21 protein-coding genes are annotated in these 16524 nt (G+C 61.3%); 8 read left to right on the forward strand and 13 right to left on the reverse strand.

Annotated features, from left to right (window positions below):
• The first annotated feature begins 55 nt into the window (after positions 1-55).
• Entirely contained in the window at positions 56-682 is a 627-nt protein-coding gene (locus AC0V7N_RS27795; RefSeq protein ID WP_475451397.1) for a TetR/AcrR family transcriptional regulator, read from the forward strand.
• A 67-nt stretch (positions 683-749) separates the two neighbouring features.
• Here AC0V7N_RS27795 and AC0V7N_RS27800 read toward each other — a convergent pair whose 3' ends face one another.
• Entirely contained in the window at positions 750-1601 is an 852-nt protein-coding gene (locus AC0V7N_RS27800; protein WP_475451398.1) for an ATP-grasp domain-containing protein, read from the reverse strand.
• Positions 1602-1673: 72 nt separating this feature from the next.
• Here AC0V7N_RS27800 and AC0V7N_RS27805 point away from each other — a divergent pair, with 72 nt between their 5' ends.
• The 4 genes from AC0V7N_RS27805 (at position 1674) to groL (ending at position 5965) form a co-directional block, all read left to right on the forward strand.
• Positions 1674-2468, forward strand: a complete 795-nt coding sequence (locus AC0V7N_RS27805; RefSeq protein ID WP_475451399.1) for a class I SAM-dependent methyltransferase — start codon at positions 1674-1676, stop codon at positions 2466-2468.
• A 156-nt stretch (positions 2469-2624) separates the two neighbouring features.
• Positions 2625-3695, forward strand: a complete 1071-nt coding sequence (locus AC0V7N_RS27810) for a hypothetical protein (protein WP_475451400.1) — start codon at positions 2625-2627, stop codon at positions 3693-3695.
• A gap of 256 nt (positions 3696-3951) precedes the next feature.
• Complete coding sequence (gene groES / locus AC0V7N_RS27815; protein ID WP_006203049.1) at positions 3952-4248, forward strand: co-chaperone GroES; 297 nt, start codon at positions 3952-3954, stop codon at positions 4246-4248.
• 61 nt (positions 4249-4309) lie between these two features.
• On the forward strand, positions 4310-5965 hold the full coding sequence (groL, locus tag AC0V7N_RS27820) for a chaperonin GroEL (protein ID WP_091577362.1): 1656 nt from the start codon (positions 4310-4312) through the stop codon (positions 5963-5965).
• 156 nt (positions 5966-6121) lie between these two features.
• Here groL and AC0V7N_RS27825 read toward each other — a convergent pair whose 3' ends face one another.
• Entirely contained in the window at positions 6122-6580 is a 459-nt protein-coding gene (locus tag AC0V7N_RS27825; RefSeq protein WP_475451401.1) for a VOC family protein, read from the reverse strand.
• A gap of 123 nt (positions 6581-6703) precedes the next feature.
• On the opposite strand from AC0V7N_RS27825, the gene AC0V7N_RS27830 reads away from it, so the two are divergent.
• Positions 6704-7588, forward strand: coding sequence for a LysR family transcriptional regulator (locus AC0V7N_RS27830; RefSeq protein WP_475451402.1), 885 nt, complete (start codon positions 6704-6706; stop codon positions 7586-7588).
• 30 nt (positions 7589-7618) lie between these two features.
• Here AC0V7N_RS27830 and AC0V7N_RS27835 read toward each other — a convergent pair whose 3' ends face one another.
• The 8 genes from AC0V7N_RS27835 to AC0V7N_RS27870 form a co-directional block, all read right to left on the reverse strand.
• Complete coding sequence (locus AC0V7N_RS27835) at positions 7619-8230, reverse strand: LysE family translocator (RefSeq protein WP_023766446.1); 612 nt, start codon at positions 8228-8230, stop codon at positions 7619-7621.
• A gap of 78 nt (positions 8231-8308) precedes the next feature.
• On the reverse strand, positions 8309-8692 hold the full coding sequence (locus AC0V7N_RS27840) for a YkgJ family cysteine cluster protein (RefSeq protein WP_475451403.1): 384 nt from the start codon (positions 8690-8692) through the stop codon (positions 8309-8311).
• A gap of 4 nt (positions 8693-8696) precedes the next feature.
• A complete protein-coding gene (locus AC0V7N_RS27845; RefSeq protein WP_475451404.1) occupies positions 8697-8861 on the reverse strand; it encodes a hypothetical protein in 165 nt (54 codons plus the stop codon).
• Between the two features lies 1 nt (position 8862).
• Positions 8863-9270: a hypothetical protein gene (locus tag AC0V7N_RS27850; protein ID WP_475451405.1), complete on the reverse strand. Its 408-nt coding sequence runs from the start codon at positions 9268-9270 to the stop codon at positions 8863-8865.
• Positions 9270-9497 (reverse strand): hypothetical protein, encoded by a 228-nt coding sequence (locus tag AC0V7N_RS27855; RefSeq protein ID WP_172230154.1) that lies wholly within the window; start codon positions 9495-9497, stop codon positions 9270-9272. Before AC0V7N_RS27855 ends, AC0V7N_RS27850 begins: the two co-directional genes overlap by 1 nt.
• Positions 9498-9856: 359 nt before the next feature.
• Positions 9857-10066, reverse strand: coding sequence for a cold-shock protein (locus tag AC0V7N_RS27860; RefSeq protein ID WP_010915421.1), 210 nt, complete (start codon positions 10064-10066; stop codon positions 9857-9859).
• 323 nt (positions 10067-10389) lie between these two features.
• Entirely contained in the window at positions 10390-10719 is a 330-nt protein-coding gene (locus tag AC0V7N_RS27865) for a YciI family protein (RefSeq protein ID WP_475451406.1), read from the reverse strand.
• A gap of 29 nt (positions 10720-10748) precedes the next feature.
• The gene (locus AC0V7N_RS27870; RefSeq protein ID WP_475451408.1) at positions 10749-11417 is read right to left on the reverse strand and encodes a glutathione S-transferase C-terminal domain-containing protein; all 669 of its coding nucleotides are present in this window, start codon (positions 11415-11417) and stop codon (positions 10749-10751) included.
• 183 nt (positions 11418-11600) lie between these two features.
• Between AC0V7N_RS27870 and AC0V7N_RS27875 the strand changes: the two genes are divergently transcribed.
• The gene (locus AC0V7N_RS27875) at positions 11601-11780 is read left to right on the forward strand and encodes a CsbD family protein (protein ID WP_475451409.1); all 180 of its coding nucleotides are present in this window, start codon (positions 11601-11603) and stop codon (positions 11778-11780) included.
• A gap of 54 nt (positions 11781-11834) precedes the next feature.
• On the opposite strand, the gene AC0V7N_RS27880 is transcribed toward AC0V7N_RS27875, so the two are convergent.
• A complete protein-coding gene (locus AC0V7N_RS27880) occupies positions 11835-12968 on the reverse strand; it encodes a metallophosphoesterase (protein ID WP_475451410.1) in 1134 nt (377 codons plus the stop codon).
• A gap of 137 nt (positions 12969-13105) precedes the next feature.
• Between AC0V7N_RS27880 and AC0V7N_RS27885 the strand changes: the two genes are divergently transcribed.
• Positions 13106-13699, forward strand: a complete 594-nt coding sequence (locus tag AC0V7N_RS27885) for a hypothetical protein (RefSeq protein WP_475451411.1) — start codon at positions 13106-13108, stop codon at positions 13697-13699.
• An 83-nt stretch (positions 13700-13782) separates the two neighbouring features.
• Here the strand turns inward: AC0V7N_RS27885 and AC0V7N_RS27890 are convergent, their stop codons facing one another.
• Both AC0V7N_RS27890 and AC0V7N_RS27895 read right to left on the reverse strand, forming a co-directional pair.
• Positions 13783-14904: an NAD(P)/FAD-dependent oxidoreductase gene (locus AC0V7N_RS27890; RefSeq protein WP_475451412.1), complete on the reverse strand. Its 1122-nt coding sequence runs from the start codon at positions 14902-14904 to the stop codon at positions 13783-13785.
• Positions 14905-14963: 59 nt separating this feature from the next.
• Positions 14964-16505: an amino acid ABC transporter permease/ATP-binding protein gene (locus AC0V7N_RS27895; RefSeq protein ID WP_475451413.1), complete on the reverse strand. Its 1542-nt coding sequence runs from the start codon at positions 16503-16505 to the stop codon at positions 14964-14966.
• Between the last annotated feature and the right edge of the window lie 19 nt (positions 16506-16524).

Here is a 16524-nt window from a genome sequence, read left to right on the forward strand (position 1 = left end):
CTTGATCATATTTCTTGTCAACCAGAATTTGCCAATGCGTGCGAAAGACCGGTGCATGACACAAGCAAGGCGAACAGGGACCGAACCGAGGCGCAAACCCAAGCAGGAGCGCAGCCGCGAGCGCATCGACGCCATCCTGTCGACGACGATGCGGCTGATCGGCGAGAAGGGTATCGATGCCGTCACCATGAAGGAGGTCGGCATGCTGGCGGGCGGGCCGATCGCCACCGTCTATCACTACTTCCCCAACAAGTCGGCGATCCTGGCGATGCTCTACGAGCGGTTTTCGGAGGTCAGCCGCGCGCGGCTGACCGCGATCATCGCCGATGTCCGGGAAGCCAAGGACGTCATCGCCGCCGCCGACCGGTTGCTTGACGACTACCTCAGCCGCGTCGCCGGCGATCCGGCCATCCAGGACCTGCAGAATGCCATCCAGGCCGACAAGGCGCTGAAGAATCTCGACATCGCCGAAACACGACATCAGGCCAGGATGTTCTGCGACCATGTCATCGGCTTGCTCGAGCCGCATAAGCACGAGCAGTTCGAGCGCATGGTTCTGCTGATCTTCCAGCTCGCCGGTGGCGTGGTGCGCCTCGCGCTTGCGGAGGGCGAAGCGGAAAGCCGCCGGACCATCGAGGATTACCGGTCGATCATCCACACCCAGTTGCGGCTGTTTCTGTAGCCCTGGTGATCGTCGTCAAGCTGCCCCGAATGAGACGTGTCGGGCGGCGTGAGCATCGGAACGCCAGCTATGCGACCTGGCGGATAAGGCCTTCGAAGCCGTCAGCAAGATTGGCATTGCCGGCAGCGAGAAACGCAGAAAGATTGCGGGCGCCGCCGGGCGTTTTGTTGGCATCAAGCAGTACCGCCCTGCCCTCATGCATGACGAAATCGAACTTTCCGTAGTCAAAGCCAAGCTGGCGCCTCAGCGCGCGAAGCTCCTCGGGAACCGGAACCGGCTCACGGCGGATCGTGTCGTCGCCCTTGACGAGGCTCTGCGGCGAGACATGGCGGGTGCAGCGCTCGCGCTCGCCGCAGAATATCCAGAAGCGGGCTCCAAAGCCGTCCGACTCCGGCTCGGGAATGAATTTTTCGACGACGAGATCGCTGCGGTCGAAGACCGCCGGCGCAACATCCGAAAGGGATGTATAGACGCGGTAGCCCTCGATAAGCTCAACGCCGGGAAACGGCTTCGGCTTTCCGGCACGCAGCGATCGCCGGTTGAGCGACTGCTCCCGCATCCCGAGATTGTTGAGATTGCTCTTGACGATGACCGGCCCTTGCCAGTCGTCATCCTTGCCGATCACGGCGCCACTGACGCGGCGCTTGGAGATGTCGGCAGCCCCGATGTTCAGGCAGAAGGGAAAAGCGCGCGCGTATTCGACATATTCGGGTGGCGTCACGGTCGCATCGACGTGCAGCACCGCGATGTCGGCCTCCGGCTTTGCCGACGTTCCGGGGATTATGCGGACGGAATGACCGCGTCGCTTCAGTTCCTCCAGCAGATCGAAAAGCATGTAGGGACTGTCGCGGCGAAACAGCGGGCCGCGCCGGCGTTCGAACCTGTCGAACTCATGCGTAATAACCGCGATGCGTGTCATGCGCCCCCCGAGCTTGGTTTCATTAGCGTCCTCGATTATGCCTGCAAGTACAATGCCGGCTTGGGGCTGTGGATGACCGACCATTGGAATGCCATTCGAGGGCACTGGCAGTTGCTCGGGCCACCGTTGCGGCCGCCGGCGGAAGCGATTGAGGCCTATGAGCGTGAGCTCAACCTTTCGAAGGCGCACGTCATTCTGCTCGGCGTGACGCCCGAACTCGCCAGGCTCGGGGCGACGATGACGGCCGTCGACGAATCTTCCGACATGATCGGCGGTATCTGGCCAGGCGACACCGCGTTGCGAAAGGCAATCAACGGCGACTGGCTCGACTTGCCGGTGTCGAACGCAAGCGTCGATGCGGTGATCGGCGACGGCTGCCTGTCGGCGCTCGGCCTTTCAACCGCGCGCCGGGCGCTGTTTGCGGCAATCGCCGGCGTGCTGCGCACCGACGGCCGCGCGGGACTGCGTCTCTTTGCCGGTCCGGAAACACCGGACGATCCGGCGGCGGTGCAGGCTCTTGCTTTTTCCGGCGGCGTCTCGACCTTCCACGAACTCAAATGGCGCGTCGCCATGACCGCGACGGGCGATGCGCCCGACCATGCCGTTCCGGTCAAGACGATCGCGGAAAGGTTCGACGAACTGTTTCCTGACCGGCAGGAACTTTCCGCGCGGACAGGTTGGGACCTGCCGGCGATCGGCACGATCGATGTCTACAGGACCTCATCGGCCATCTATAGCTTCGCGCCGGCGACCACACTGGTGCGCGAGGCGGAAGCCTTCTTTGGCGATGTCCGCATCGCTTCGACCGGCAGCTATGGGCTTGCCGAGCGATGCCCGCTGTTGGTGGTGAGATCACCTCGGCGTTGACAGGTGCGAGGCGAGTTTCAGCACGCCTTCGCGTCACGTCACTAGTCCAGCAAGGCAAACTAATTGCAAAAATAACTTTGAGCGCGCAGGATCCGACTCTGGGGACAGTAGGCAACCAAAGGCACTTGTTGGGTCGCGGGGTGGCACAGAGTGAGAATGAAGATCAGTTCTTTGGTATCCTTCCTGCTAGTTTTGCTAGTTCTGCCATGTTCTTTGCCTTCTTTCGTTGACGCTGAGGAACTTCCGAAAATAGTGCCATTGATTAAATTAGAATACCCCGGAAATCCCCCCAATGTTCGCATGCTATATGTAAAAATACTACTGCTTGGCGACCGAAAGATTGATCAGCCAATTCTGCTTGACGCCGGCTCAAGTGGAATGACTATCGACTGCGGGATCGTACTCCCTGCAGGAATGTGCTCGGAGAAAGGAATAAAAGTTACCCAGGACCAAGAGTTGGAAGGGATAACTGTCACGACCCAAAAGGTCGTCATGCACTACAACACCTATGACGAGTATGGAAATGTCGCCTCGGCCCGTCTGGCTTTCGGTGCGCCAGGCTCCCCAGCCTCCACAGATGCGCCGATCGCATTCCTCATTCGCTACAAGAAAGTCAAACGCAGCACGGGTGAAATTGTCGGCGGTCCGCTTTGGCCAAAAGGCATTTTTGGCATCTCTCCAGTTGGAGGTGGCGGACCAAATCAAATGCTCAAATCGCCGATTGACGCCGTGAGTATTAGGCCCGGTTTGCGCAGGGGGTACTATCTCTCTCCGATAGGGACAAAGTGGAAAACCTGTACTAATGAGGGCCGGAATTGCCCCGAAGTTAACGCGCTTCACATCGGTGTTTCAGATAAGGTGAAAAGCGATTTCATGATGGAGAAATGGGCAACAGGCAGCGCGCAATACAATTTTCCAACTGTCGATTCTTGCGTTTTGTGGGGCGACGAGAAAACCTGTCGACCCACGGTGTACGACACCGGCAACTCGACAATTGTTGTCGCATCCGAGCCGCCGTCCAAATCGGACCCATCACTGAAGATCGGGACAAAGGTTAGTGTACAAATTGCAGGTCATGACGATTGGATATTCAGAACAACTTACATGCCGGAGGTTGAGTTCTATCCAGATCTTGCCCACAACATCGTCGGCATACGATACTTTGAGAAGAATAGTTTGCTGTTCGATCTCGATGAGCGGGCGACTGGGTTCCGCCTAGGGCATTGATCAAGAGTACGAGTAACGGTCGGCCGGAGCGGTGGACAATTCCACGTTGATTGGAGGCGGCAACCAACTCATTCGCGGAGACGGGGTCACAGGAGCAAAATTCGCGCGCTCGGGCGGCTTGACGTGCCTTGACTCTCGAAAGCGGCAAGCCTATTTCAGCGCCACGTTAGCACTCGCCCTTGGTGAGTGCTAACCACATGTCCGGCTTCGCCGGATGGAGGAACTGTTTCTCACCGTTCTCATCGAGGAAGAAAAAATGGCAAAGTCGAAGTTCCGCCCGCTTCATGACCGCGTGGTCGTTCGCCGGGTCGAATCCGAATCCAAGACCGCCGGCGGGATCATCATCCCGGATACGGCAAAGGAAAAGCCGCAGGAAGGCGAGATCATCGCTGTCGGCTCCGGCGCTCGTGACGAAGCTGGCAAGCTGGTCCCGCTGGACGTCAAGGCTGGCGACCGCATCCTGTTCGGCAAGTGGTCGGGCACCGAAGTCAAGCTCAATGGCGAAGACCTTCTGATCATGAAGGAATCCGACATCATGGGCATCATCGGCTGATTATCGGCCTCACCGTCAACTGAATTCGGGCTTACCCCAAGCCCCTGCCAGGAGCTCAAAAATGGCTGCTAAAGACGTAAAATTCTCCCGTGATGCCCGCGAGCGCATGCTGCGCGGCGTCAACATCCTCGCCGACGCGGTGAAGGTCACGCTCGGCCCCAAGGGCCGCAACGTCGTCATCGACAAGTCGTTCGGCGCCCCGCGCATCACCAAGGACGGCGTCACCGTCGCCAAGGAAATCGAGCTTGAGGACAAGTTCGAGAACATGGGCGCGCAGATGGTCCGCGAAGTTGCTTCGAAGACCAACGACATCGCCGGCGACGGCACCACGACCGCGACCGTTCTGGCGCAGTCGATCGTCCAGGAAGGCCACAAGGCCGTTGCCGCCGGCATGAACCCGATGGACCTGAAGCGCGGTATCGATCTGGCCGTCACCGAAGTCGTCGCGGCTCTCGGCAAGGCTGCCAAGAAGATCAAGACCTCCGAGGAAGTCGCCCAGGTCGGCACGATCTCGGCCAATGGCGACGAGTCGGTTGGCAAGATGATCGCGGAAGCGATGCAGAAGGTCGGCAACGAAGGCGTCATCACGGTTGAGGAAGCCAAGACCGCCGAGACCGAGCTGGAAGTCGTCGAAGGCATGCAGTTCGACCGCGGCTACCTCTCGCCCTACTTCGTCACCAACGCCGACAAGATGGTTGCCGAGCTCGAGGACGTCTACATCCTCCTCCACGAGAAGAAGCTCTCCAACCTCCAGGCCATGCTGCCGGTTCTCGAAGCCGTCGTGCAGACCTCCAAGCCGTTGCTCATCATCTCGGAAGACGTCGAAGGCGAGGCTCTGGCCACGCTGGTCGTCAACAAGCTGCGTGGCGGCCTGAAGATCGCCGCCGTCAAGGCTCCGGGCTTCGGTGATCGCCGCAAGGCCATGCTGGAAGACATCGCCATCCTGACCGGTGGCCAGGTCATCTCCGAAGACCTCGGCATCAAGCTCGAGAACGTCGGCCTCAACATGCTCGGCCGCGCCAAGAAGGTGTCGATCTCCAAGGAGAACACCACCATCGTCGACGGCGCCGGCAAGAAGGCCGAGATCCAGGGCCGCGTTGCCCAGATCAAGCAGCAGATCGAAGAGACCACTTCGGACTACGACAAGGAGAAGCTGCAGGAACGTCTCGCCAAGCTGGCGGGCGGCGTTGCGGTGATCCGCGTCGGCGGTGCGACGGAAGTCGAAGTCAAGGAAAAGAAGGACCGCGTCGATGACGCCCTCAACGCGACCCGCGCGGCCGTGGAAGAAGGCATCGTTGCAGGCGGCGGCGTCGCTCTCCTGCGCGCTTCGGCCAACATCAAGGCCACCGGCGCCAATGCCGACCAGGCTGCTGGCATCAACATCGTGCGTCGCGCACTGCAGGCTCCGGCCCGCCAGATCGCCTCGAACGCCGGTGCGGAAGCTTCGATCGTTGCCGGCAAGATCCTTGAGAACAAGGGCGCGACCTTCGGCTACAACGCCCAGACCGGCGAATATGGCGACATGATCGCCATGGGCATCGTCGATCCGGTCAAGGTTGTGCGTACGGCTCTTCAGGACGCGGCTTCGGTCGCCGGCCTGCTCGTCACCACCGAAGCCATGATCGCGGAGGCTCCGAAGAAGGAGTCGGCTGGCGGCGGCATGCCTGGCGGCATGGGCGGCGGCGGCATGGGCGGCATGGGCGGCATGGACTTCTAAGAAGTCCATAAAGCACGCCCATGAACTAACATTGCTCAAGCCCGCAAGCGGGCTTGAGTGGCGGCATGGACTTCTAATCCACGCTTCCATCAGCCTCAGATACGGAAAGGGCGGCAGCGATGCCGCCCTTTTTCGCTTCTAGTGGGCATGTCGCCCTCAGACAACCTCGGCGAGTTCGATCAGATTGCCGAACGGGTCGGCGAAGAAGGCCAGCTTGCGGCTGATGTCGTCGAGCTTGAACGGTGCGGTGACGATGGTGACGCCGCGCTTGCGCAGCTCGGCGATCGTCGCGTCGATGTCGGCCACGTTGATGCAGAAATGATGATAGCCGGAATAGCGCAGGCTATCGGCCAGATCCTTGTAGACCGGCGCATCGATCGGCAGCGGATCGCCGCCACCCAGCAATTCGATCATGAAATGATCGTCATTGGCCGGCGCGAGATAGGCGATCTGCTCGTCGGCGAATGGCCATTCGTGGACGACACGGAAGTCGAGCTTGTCGACATACCAGTTCTTGGCGGTCTCGTAGTCGGGGACGCGCAGACCGACATGATGAGCGCGCATGCTGGCAAAAGCCGAAGTGGTGTTTTTCGCAGGGATCGGGAAGTCAGCCATTTCAGTCTCCTTTTGATCGTGAGCCGCTCAGTGATTGCCTGCGGCGACGAGGAGAAGATGGCGGAATTAAATTGCATCTATTAGAGTGATAATCCTTTCGACACTCCTGAGTAAAAATCATCAATGAGAGCGACCGACCTCTCTGAACTTGCCGCCTTCGATGCGGTGGCGCGCCACCGCAGCTTTCGCAAGGCGGCGGAGGAGCGCGGCGTCACCGCGTCGGCGATCAGCCATGCAGTCAGCAATCTCGAGGAGCGTGTCGGCATCCGCCTGCTCAACCGCACGACACGGAGCGTGTCGGTGACCGATGCGGGAGCGATGCTGCAGGCCCGGCTGGCGCCGGCCTTCGGCGATATCAGCGCGGCACTCGATGCTCTCAACCAGTTCCGCGACACGCCGTTCGGCAAAGTGCGCATCAATGTGCCGAACTCGATCGCTCCTTTCGTGCTCGGTGGGATCATCGGACCGCTCATCACAGACAATCCCAATCTCGAGATCGAGATTGCAGCGACCGACAGGCTGGTCGACATTGTCGAGGAGGGCTTCGACGCGGGCATTAGATTGGGTGAGAGTCTTCGCGAAGGGATGATCGCCGTGAGGGTCAAGCCACGGATGCGCTTCGCGGTGGTCGGCTCGCCGAACTATTTCCGCAATCGCGAGATGCCTCGAACGCCGCGGGATCTGAGCGATCATGCCTGCGTGCAGAACATGTACCCAAACGGAATGCGCTACCCCTGGGAATTCGAATTGAAGGGCGAGGCCATTGCCTTTCACCCGAGCGGCCCGATTGCCCTCGACGACCACGAATTGATGATTCAGGCCGCGCTATCCGATGTAGCGCTGGCCTATGTCTGGGAGAACCGAGCCCAACGCGACATCCTCGACGGCAAGCTGATCCGCTGCCTGGACGAATGGTGTCCCCCTGAAGATTGGCTCTACCTCTATTATCCGAGCCGTCGGAACATGTCGGCCGGGCTGCGCGCCGTTATCGATGCGATGAAGGCGTGAAGCAGAGAAAGCCGGCTCGCCTTGTCGTCGCTACCGGTCCGCCAGCGCGAGCTTGGCGCCGAGCATGACGAAGGCGCCGGCAAAGGTCCTGCGCATCCACGTCAGCACCATTGGCCGTGACACGACATGGCTGCGGATCGAAGCGGCGAAGATGCCGTAGCCGACGAAAACCACGAAGGTCAGGAGCATGAAGACGGAGCTGAGTTCCAACATCTTCGACAGCGCGTTGGGCTCGGTCGTGCTGACGAATTGCGGCAGGAAGGCGAAGAAGAAGATCGACAGTTTCGGGTTGAGCACGTTGACGAGGATGCCGGTGGCAATCACCTTGCCGGCCGAGCGCGGCGCGACATTGTCCTCCACACTGAGACCGCCCTTCTCCTTCAGCGTGTTCCAGGCCATGTAGAGCAGATAGGCGACGCCGAGATATTTCAGCGTCTCGAAGGCGACCGCACTGGTGTGCAGCAGCGCAGCCAGGCCGGTGATGGCGGCGGCCATGTGCGGGATGATGCCGAGCGTGCAGCCAAAGGCGGCAATGATCGAGGCCCGCGCACCGCGCGAAAGTCCGGCGCTCAGCGTGTAGAGAACGCCGGTGCCGGGCGAAGCCACGACGATCAGCGACGTCAACAAAAATTCGATGCTCACGATGGATTTCCTCCGACGCCCTGCCCCGTTGCAGCGTAGCCAGCAAGGAGGGTGCGCACAAGCCACCGGCAATCGTTGCTAAGAGGTAGGAAATCCGTGCGCCCGGCGCGCCATCAGGCACTCCTCGTCGCCAGGCATGCAGGCGCGACAGACATCGGGGCGCAGTTCGTAGATGCCGCATGCGGTCGACTTGCCGACTTCGCCCGACAGGGCCGAGCAGCGCGCGCCGTCACAGCGCATGCCGGACAGATCGGCCGCGACATATTTTTCCGGGATCCGCTCGAGGTGCGCATCGTCCTCGGTGGAGAAGCGTGGCCATTCGGCCGAATAGGAACAGCAGGCGCCGCAGCTCTGGCAGTCGAAGAGTGGCGCGGCGCTGCGTTGCGACGACGAAAGGTTTGCGGCAGTGATCAGGGCGAAGAGCCCTGGCGCGGCCGGATTGCGATCGGCGTCCTGCGGCAAGGCGCTATTTCTTCTTAGCCGTCTTGCCCTTCGGTGCGTCCGCCGGCGACTTGAACAGGTCGGTCGCGGCTTCGGCGGGTTCACCGGCCTTCGCGGCAACCGGCTTGGCCGGCTTTGCAGCGGGGGCCGGCGCTGCCGGCTGGTCCTTGGTGGAGAATTTTATGGCCATGTCAGTCCTCGTCGACGAAACGCGATGATGGTGCGCGCGGGTTGCGCAAGCGGCCGATCAGCGCCGAAACCGCAGTGATGTTCATTTCCTCAGGCGACCAGTTCTTTACCGCCTCGATGTGATGGGGCGCCAATTCACGATGCGTGCTGCCGCTGTAGGCGGCATCCTGATAGGTCACCCGATCGTGGGTCTTGGCGTCTTCGCGGACATATTCGATCAGATAGTTCGGGCACTCGGCACGGCCGCGCACACCGACGCGCACCTGGGCATCGCCATGGGCGCGCTTGCAGCGTTCAAGCTTCTCCAGCACACGCCGGACGTACTCGACCGGCTTGTCGAGACCTTCGACCATGTCGGCGATGGTCGCATCGGCGGCGATCGGCGTTGGCGGTACGCGCTTGGTGGCCATCAGCGTTTTCCGGCTCGTTTCGGCAGCGCCGCGAGTGCTGCGGCCGCGGCCATCTCGTCAGCTTCCTTTTCCAGGCGCAGTTCGCGCAAGCGTGCGGTCTTGGCTTCCCGCGCTTCGCTGACGGCATCGCGCTCGGACATGATGCGGCCGAGCGACATCGACTGGGTTTGCGTCTTGCTGAACAGCGACACCGCCGGATCGGCGGCTGTCTTCGAATGGGCGGTCAAAATCTTTCTCCTGTCAGGAGCCTGGTGCCGTTAGGGCGAGACCGGGTCTTCGGTCAGGACCACGCACTAAGCAACGGCATCGGGGCAATACGGCAGCGGATTCTAATTGCTGGAGCGTCCCTTAGCACGTTCAGCCCGATGCGCAGCGCATTTTCGGCGGCAACAAGCGTAAAATGAAAAAGGCCAGGCACCGCCTGACCTTCCATGGGAGCACCGCGCATCCAGATGGATGCACAGGAGACACTCCTCTCATGCGCGTGATGTGCCTTGGAAACTCAGGTTTCCGTGGCCACGCGCCAGAATTCGCCAATCACCGGTGCCAGTACATCCGTGGTCACCGGGATAGCTGAATTCTTTCTTCAGGCCGCCTTCAACTGGTCGGCGGACATCTTGCCCGACTTGTTGTCGCGGACCATCTCGTAGCCGAGCTTCTGGCCCTCGACGATGTCGCGCATGCCGGCACGCTCTACGGCCGAGATGTGGACGAAAACGTCGGCCGAGCCGTCGTCAGGCTGAATAAAACCAAAACCTTTGGTGGCGTTGAACCATTTAACTGTGCCGGTGCTCATGACGAACCCTTTCCATGGCAAATATTCGTTAATCGCGGTGCGAATGCACAACGATTTTTGTCTCGATTTTTGATGTGGGAAGTTCGTCAAAGACGCGCTCGAAAGCGCGGATAACAAAAGTCAGTCAAACAAATATCGACGAAGTTCTTGTAGAGGCATTTCGCGACGATGTCAAATTCTACGCGTGCGAGCTTGAAACCATGTGCTCAAGCCGCCGCCCGGTGCAGCCATAAAACCGGGCGGCGAATGCCTTGGCGCCAACCTCACGGCCTTTTCCAGCAACCTGCTTGTACCCACAGGCCGGGCTGCCCATGCCGGCCGCGTTACAGGATCGCGCTGATCAGCGGCAGGATTTCGTAATGGAAGCCGCGGCCTGACTTTGTCACCGGATCGCCTTCGGTCACGGCCCTTGCCTCGGCCTCGCTGCCGACACGCAGGATCAGCAGCCCCCAAGGGCCGGCCGGGTCGGCGACCGGGCCAGCCAAGATCATGGTCCCCTCGCGCAGCTTGCCGCGCAGGTAGTCCGCATGCCGGCCCATCAGTTCCCTCTCCTCCTCCGTCATGGTGAAGGCGAAGTCCGGCCGGGGCGGAATCAGCCGGCAATGGAAGATCCGTGGCACTGTTGCCTCGCGCGGTCCGTCACTGCTGGCCATGGGTCCCTCCCTGAATGTCGTCAGTCGACCTACTCGTCCGGCCCTGGCTCCGGCCAAGGCTCTTTGGCCGCTTCCGCATACCAGTGCCGCATTGCCGGTGTTGCCAGCACGGCATCGACATAGGCGCGTGTATCCGGGGCCAGTTCGCCGCCATAGGTGTCGAAGCGAGTGACGACGGGCGCATACATGGCATCGGCCGCGGTGAAATGGCCAAACAGGAAAGGGCCGCCCTTGCCGTATCGTTCACGGCACTCGCGCCACAGCGCCTCGATGCGCGCCCGCTGTGCCTCGCCTTCGGCATCGAGCGGCTTGTGCCCCTTCGGCCGCCGTAAATTCATCGGCCAGCCATAGCGGACCTCGCGAAAGCCGGAATGCATCTCTGTCGCCGCCGCGCGTGCCAGCGCGCGGGCGCCGAGATCGGCCGGCCAGAGTTTTTTCTCGGGAAACAGGTCGGCAAGATACTCAAGGATGGCAAGAGTTTCCCAGATGATCCTTCCATTGTGATTCAAGGGCTTGTGAACCAGGACGGGCACCTGACCGGTGGGCGACACTTTCGCCAGGTTGGCAAAGGTCTCGGGCGTGCGCAACCGCACAAGGTCTTCCTCGAACGGAATCTCCAGATGCCTCATCGCCACCCATGGCCGCAGCGACCATGAGGAGAAGCATTTGTTGCCGATGTAGAGCTTGAATTCCGCCATTTTTCTCCCCGTGCGCACGATTGGTCGGCGCGTATCCACAGCCTAGCCTGCCTGCCCGGCCGCCGGAAGCGGCCACGCGCGTTTCGCCTGCTTGCGGTGGGATGCCTGGAACCTAAACAATGCCAGTCCGTTTATTCGCGCGGATGAATTCCCCCGAATTCAGGACTCCCAGGAGATGCGAAAGTGGTGAACAGGGATCAGGTTGCTGGTATCGCCAAGCAGATCAAAGGCTCAGTAAAACAGGCCGCCGGCAAGGCGACCGGCAACAGGCGGACCCAGGCTGAAGGCATGGCCGACAAGGTCGCCGGCAAAGTGCAGAAGGCCTATGGCGACGTGAGGGACAAGGTCAAGAAGGCGTTCTGATCCCGCATCGAGAAATGCTCCCATCGGAGAAGGCTGCCGCCAAGGCCGCCTTTTTCATGTGCTCCAGCCCTTGCTGAAGGCGTTGGTGAAGGTGATCCCGCCATGGTCATCGGATGCCTCGCCCAACACGACATCCATGCCATCGCTGGTCACCCTGGCCACGGCGAAACCGCCCATATAGGCGGCCTTCGGCTTGAACAGGTCGAGCCCGTCGCGACGATAGATCAGCGAGGCGTCATGCTGATGGCCGTGGAAGATGCCGACGACATTGTAGCCCTTCAGCGCTGCCAGAAGCGCCTGCCTGTCGGCCTCGCCCCACCAGTGCGGCGGTCCGGTGCCGTTGTCGTCGTAAGTTCGCCTGGCAGGATCCCACCGCTCCGTCGAAAACGTGTCCCAGCCATAGTGCTGGAACAGGATGACCGGCCGGCCATCCGCCGCGTAGGTCGCCAGATCCTGCTTGAGCCATGGCAGGCTGCTTTCGGCGCCGTGGCCGGTGTCACCGGCGAAACGATGCGTCTGGACGAGATGCAGGCCGCCCCAGTCCCATGAATAGCAGTCGGTATCGACATCGTAGTCGGTGGCCGGCACGGGCGGCTTGAAGAACACGCCGGCGCGGTGGTTGACCTCGACATAGTCGCGCAGTTCGCGCCGGTACCAGTCGACATGGTGCGACAGACCATTCTGGTCGAGATCGTGGTTGCCGAGCCCGACATAGACCGGCATGTGGACACGGTCCGGGCCAACGCCCTGGCTGTAGCGCTGGCTGAATTGCAGCAGCTGCGTGCCTTCGCTCGGCTGGGTGATCTGGCCGCCGCCATCGTCGGTGATATCACCGCCGACGACAAGGCCGAGCGGCATGCCGATCCGGTTGCCTGCCGAACGCAAGCCCGTGGCGACGCCGTTGATCTCGGCCGGCCAGTCCTTGTCGCCGATGGCGTTCAGTGCTGCCACGTTGCGCAGCAGCGCAGCGTCGGTCTTGCCCTCCTGCAGGCAGTTGGGGCTCAGGCCGCTCGCCATGCGGCAGGCATGGACATCGGCGATGAACAGGAAGGTGGCGTCGATGGGCTGGATGCGCTGCCCCGTCTGGCTGAACGCCGGGCGTGAAAGCGCACCGGCCGCGGCAAGGCCAGCGGCTTGCATCAGAAAGCTGCGTCGTGAAAGCAATTTTGGCCACCGGTGATTCATCATCGGCGGAATTCAGCACAAGCGGCGTCTGTCCGTCCAGTTTCGGCAATGTCGCGACTGCCTTGCTCATCGACATCGCAATGAACGTCTGCCACTTCTACCTGCACTTGCATTCTATTTGGAAGATACGGGGGATGGTTATGAAGAGCGCGTCTATCGGCATGGCATTGGCGGTTTTGCTGCCGACAAGTGTTGCGCTTGCCGGCCCGTGCGTCGATGCGAAGTCCGCGAAAAATGGGTTCATCCTGGCGCGGCCCGGCATCCAAAGCGAGTTTCGGCCCGTGGCGGGCGGAATGGTCTCCGTCGCCAACACCTACGGGTCGCAATCGCCGCAGAAGCAGTTCCTGTTTGCCGGCCTGATCGAGGTTTTTCGCGACAGCGACACCGGCCGGCTGGCGATGATCCCGTTTTCCGATCTGCGAAAACTGTTTCCGCTGAAGACGGGAGCCAAGAGCACGATCGAGTTCGTCGAGCTGTCGCCGGACAAGCAGCCTAAGGCCACCAAGACGCTGACGCTGGTGGTCAAGGGCAAGGAAACCTTCAGCCTGGGCGACTGCAAATACAATGTGCTCGCCGTCAACGAGACCTTCAAGAATGGGGCCGGCGAAACACTGGATGCATTCACCGCACTCTATGCGCCCGATCTGCAAGCCGCCCTCGCCCGGCGCTACGATGAAGGCACCAGCAAGGATTCGGTGAACGGCTATGAGACGATCAAGCCGCTGGCCGAATGAAGGTCCTATCCGCTTGTTCGAGCATGATCTCTTAAAGCTGTATGCGCTCCGCTGGTGCGTAGGAAACCCTTAGACTGATCTCATCAAAAACGGCTTGGACGGAAGTTCGCAAGCAGCGGATGTTCATTGCCGCTGGCGATCTCGCCGGCAAGCAGTTCGCCGGCGATCAGGCCAAGCGTTGCGCCGCTGTGGCTGAAGGCGACGTAGTATCCCTCGATGTCCTTCAACTGGCCGAAGACCGGCTCGCCGTCTCCCGGGATCGGCTTGGGCCCGACACCGTAGCTCTCCAATTCCAGCTTTGGATGACCTTCGAGAACATTCGAAGCTTCGTTGAGAAGCCCCTGAACAGTCGAATCCCGCACGCTATATGTGCCATCCGAATTGACGACCACCTCTTCTTCCGACCAGGCGGAATCGAGCACGAGGCCTCCATTCGGCGTCGGCCGGATGGCGGCGCGCGGTGTGTTGAGGACCGCCTGAAGCGGCAAGTCGGCGGGCTTGGTCCTGACCAGCAAAGCGATCGGCGTCCCGTCGGCGATATACCGGCCGGCGTCCGCAACCATTCGCGGTACATCACCGCCGGTCGCCAACAGCACCGCGTCGGCAGTAAAGCTGATGCCGCTTGTCGTGATGACGCCAGTGGCGCGGCCGTCGACGACCGTGACCGCGGCGCTTCCGGCATCGGTGACCAGTTGCCCGCCGCGCTCCACGAATTCCGCAATCAATATCTCGATCAGCGACGGCAGGTCGACCCAGCCCTCGCCCGGGTTGAAGATCGCGCCTTGAGGCGTGACAGCGCTTGCGGAGACACCTGGCGTGACTGACGCTATGGCGTCCGCGGACAGATGTTGGGCATCATAGCCAAGGGCCTTTTCATGAGCGAAGACATCCGCGATCTCGTTCGAGGCGCCGTCCGCATCCCATGTCAGGCCGCCGTCGAAACGCAGCCAGGCGGCATCCGGATATCTCGCCGACAGCGTCCGGTAGCGGTCGATACCGATCATGCGCAGGCGATGATATTCAGCCGAGCGCTTGCGCGCGGAATTGATCCAGGCGAGCGAGCGGCCGGAAGCTCCCCTGGCGAGCGGTCCATCATTGACCAGAACGGTTTCGATGGCGAGCCTTGCAAGATGAACGGCCGAGGAGACACCGAAAATGCCGCCGCCGACAACAACGACCTTCGAGACCTGATGTAACGTAGCCATGGAATATTCTTTCACTGGTGGAAGTTGGATTGGGCGGCCGCCTCAGGGCTCATGCGCGATCAAAGCACTTCGGCAAGGAAGTGCTTCAGACGCGTGCTTTTCGGCGTGTCGAAGATCGCAGCGGGCGTGCCGACCTCGATGACGCGGCCTTCATCCATGAAGACGACCTGATCGGCGACCTTGCGGGCAAAGCCCATCTCATGGGTGACCACGACCATTGTCATGCCGCGCCGGCCGAGGTCCGCCATCAGGTTGAGAACGCCCTTCACCAATTCGGGATCGAGTGCGCTCGTCACTTCGTCGAACAGGATGACCTCCGGGTCCATGGCCAGCGCACGAGCGATCGCCACACGCTGCTGCTGTCCGCCGGATAGGCTTCCGGGACGATGGTTCTTGCGGGCAGCCAAGCCGACATCGGCAAGGCGCGCCTCGGCGATGCGCTCAGCTTCCTGCACCGGAAGGCCTTTTACCTTGGTCAGCGACAGCATGACGTTTTCGAGGGCCGTGTGGTCGGGAAACAGGTTGAATTGCTGGAAAACCATGCCGACACGCCGGCGCAGTTTTTCAGGCTTCATCGCCAGGATGCTGGCGCCATCGAGCAACACGTCACCGCCCTTGGGCTCGACCAGGCGGTTGAGGCAGCGCAGCAAGGTCGACTTGCCCGAACCTGATGGACCAATGACGCATGTGACCGTGCCCGGCTTGACCGCCAGGCTGACGCCTTTGAGAACATCGAGCTCGCCGTAGGCCATGTCGAGATCGGTGATGGCGAGACTGCCGCCCTTGAACCGGGGCAGCGCCGAGCCGCCTTCAGGGCTGGCCTCGGAGAGTGGGCTGCCGGTGGCGCTCTCCAACTCGCTCACTTCGGCCAGGCCGCTGGTGACGAGGCCGGCCTTTTGCTTTCCGGCTCGCAGCGAGTTGTCGATGTAGTTGACCACATGGGTCAACGGCACGGTGATGACGAGATAGAACACGCCGGCCAGGAGCAATGGCGAGAGGTTTCCGGTGACCACCGCCTGGTCCTGACCGACACGGAAAATCTCGCGCTCCGACGCGAGCAGACCGAGGAAATAGACAAGGCTCGAATCCTTGACGTTGCCGATGAACTGGTTGACCAGCGCCGGCAGAACGCGGCGGATGCCTTGCGGTATCACGATCAGGCGCATGCCTTGGCCGTAGCTCATGCTGAGCGCCCTGCAGGCCTCCATCTGCCCGCGCTCGACGCTCTGGATGCCCGAGCGGAAGATTTCGCCGATATAGGCACCGGCGATCAGGCTGAGGGCGAGAATGCCGAGCGGAAAGGGCGAAGGCCCGAAGATTTCACGGCCGATGCGGGCGAAGCCCTGGCCAATCAGCAGAATCGTGACGATCGCCGGAAGGCCACGGAAAATATCGGTATAGACCCGGGCGGGAATGCGCAGCCAGCGCGATTGCGAGATACCCATGACCGCCAGGATCATGCCGAGTATGACACCCAGTACCGTGGACGCGGCCGCAAGGATCAAGGTGTTCTTCAAGCCGATGGTGATCATGCTCGGCAGCACGTCCGCCATGGCCTGCCAGTCGAGGAAACTGCGCCGCAGGTTTTCGAACCAGTCCATTCAGTCGCCTTTCGGTTGC

The sequence above is a fragment of the Mesorhizobium kamtschaticum genome (genome assembly GCF_056174585.1).

What these genes read in the sequence shown, in the direction of transcription:
- AC0V7N_RS27810 (WP_475451400.1), top strand. Translation starts at nt 2,625, where the DNA reads ATGAAGATCAGTTCTTTGGTATCCTTCCTGCTAGTTTTGCTAGTTCTG.
- AC0V7N_RS27860 (WP_010915421.1), bottom strand. Translation starts at nt 10,066, where the DNA reads ATGAGCACCGGCACAGTTAAATGGTTCAACGCCACCAAAGGTTTTGGT.
- groL (WP_091577362.1), top strand. Translation starts at nt 4,310, where the DNA reads ATGGCTGCTAAAGACGTAAAATTCTCCCGTGATGCCCGCGAGCGCATG.
- AC0V7N_RS27865 (WP_475451406.1), bottom strand. Translation starts at nt 10,719, where the DNA reads ATGGCCAGCAGTGACGGACCGCGCGAGGCAACAGTGCCACGGATCTTC.
- AC0V7N_RS27830 (WP_475451402.1), top strand. Translation starts at nt 6,704, where the DNA reads ATGAGAGCGACCGACCTCTCTGAACTTGCCGCCTTCGATGCGGTGGCG.
- AC0V7N_RS27880 (WP_475451410.1), bottom strand. Translation starts at nt 12,968, where the DNA reads ATGATGAATCACCGGTGGCCAAAATTGCTTTCACGACGCAGCTTTCTG.
- AC0V7N_RS27795 (WP_475451397.1), top strand. Translation starts at nt 56, where the DNA reads ATGACACAAGCAAGGCGAACAGGGACCGAACCGAGGCGCAAACCCAAG.
- AC0V7N_RS27885 (WP_475451411.1), top strand. Translation starts at nt 13,106, where the DNA reads ATGAAGAGCGCGTCTATCGGCATGGCATTGGCGGTTTTGCTGCCGACA.
- AC0V7N_RS27845 (WP_475451404.1), bottom strand. Translation starts at nt 8,861, where the DNA reads ATGGCCATAAAATTCTCCACCAAGGACCAGCCGGCAGCGCCGGCCCCC.
- AC0V7N_RS27850 (WP_475451405.1), bottom strand. Translation starts at nt 9,270, where the DNA reads ATGGCCACCAAGCGCGTACCGCCAACGCCGATCGCCGCCGATGCGACC.
- AC0V7N_RS27870 (WP_475451408.1), bottom strand. Translation starts at nt 11,417, where the DNA reads ATGGCGGAATTCAAGCTCTACATCGGCAACAAATGCTTCTCCTCATGG.
- AC0V7N_RS27805 (WP_475451399.1), top strand. Translation starts at nt 1,674, where the DNA reads ATGACCGACCATTGGAATGCCATTCGAGGGCACTGGCAGTTGCTCGGG.
- AC0V7N_RS27825 (WP_475451401.1), bottom strand. Translation starts at nt 6,580, where the DNA reads ATGGCTGACTTCCCGATCCCTGCGAAAAACACCACTTCGGCTTTTGCC.
- AC0V7N_RS27800 (WP_475451398.1), bottom strand. Translation starts at nt 1,601, where the DNA reads ATGACACGCATCGCGGTTATTACGCATGAGTTCGACAGGTTCGAACGC.
- groES (WP_006203049.1), top strand. Translation starts at nt 3,952, where the DNA reads ATGGCAAAGTCGAAGTTCCGCCCGCTTCATGACCGCGTGGTCGTTCGC.
- AC0V7N_RS27895 (WP_475451413.1), bottom strand. Translation starts at nt 16,505, where the DNA reads ATGGACTGGTTCGAAAACCTGCGGCGCAGTTTCCTCGACTGGCAGGCC.
- AC0V7N_RS27890 (WP_475451412.1), bottom strand. Translation starts at nt 14,904, where the DNA reads ATGGCTACGTTACATCAGGTCTCGAAGGTCGTTGTTGTCGGCGGCGGC.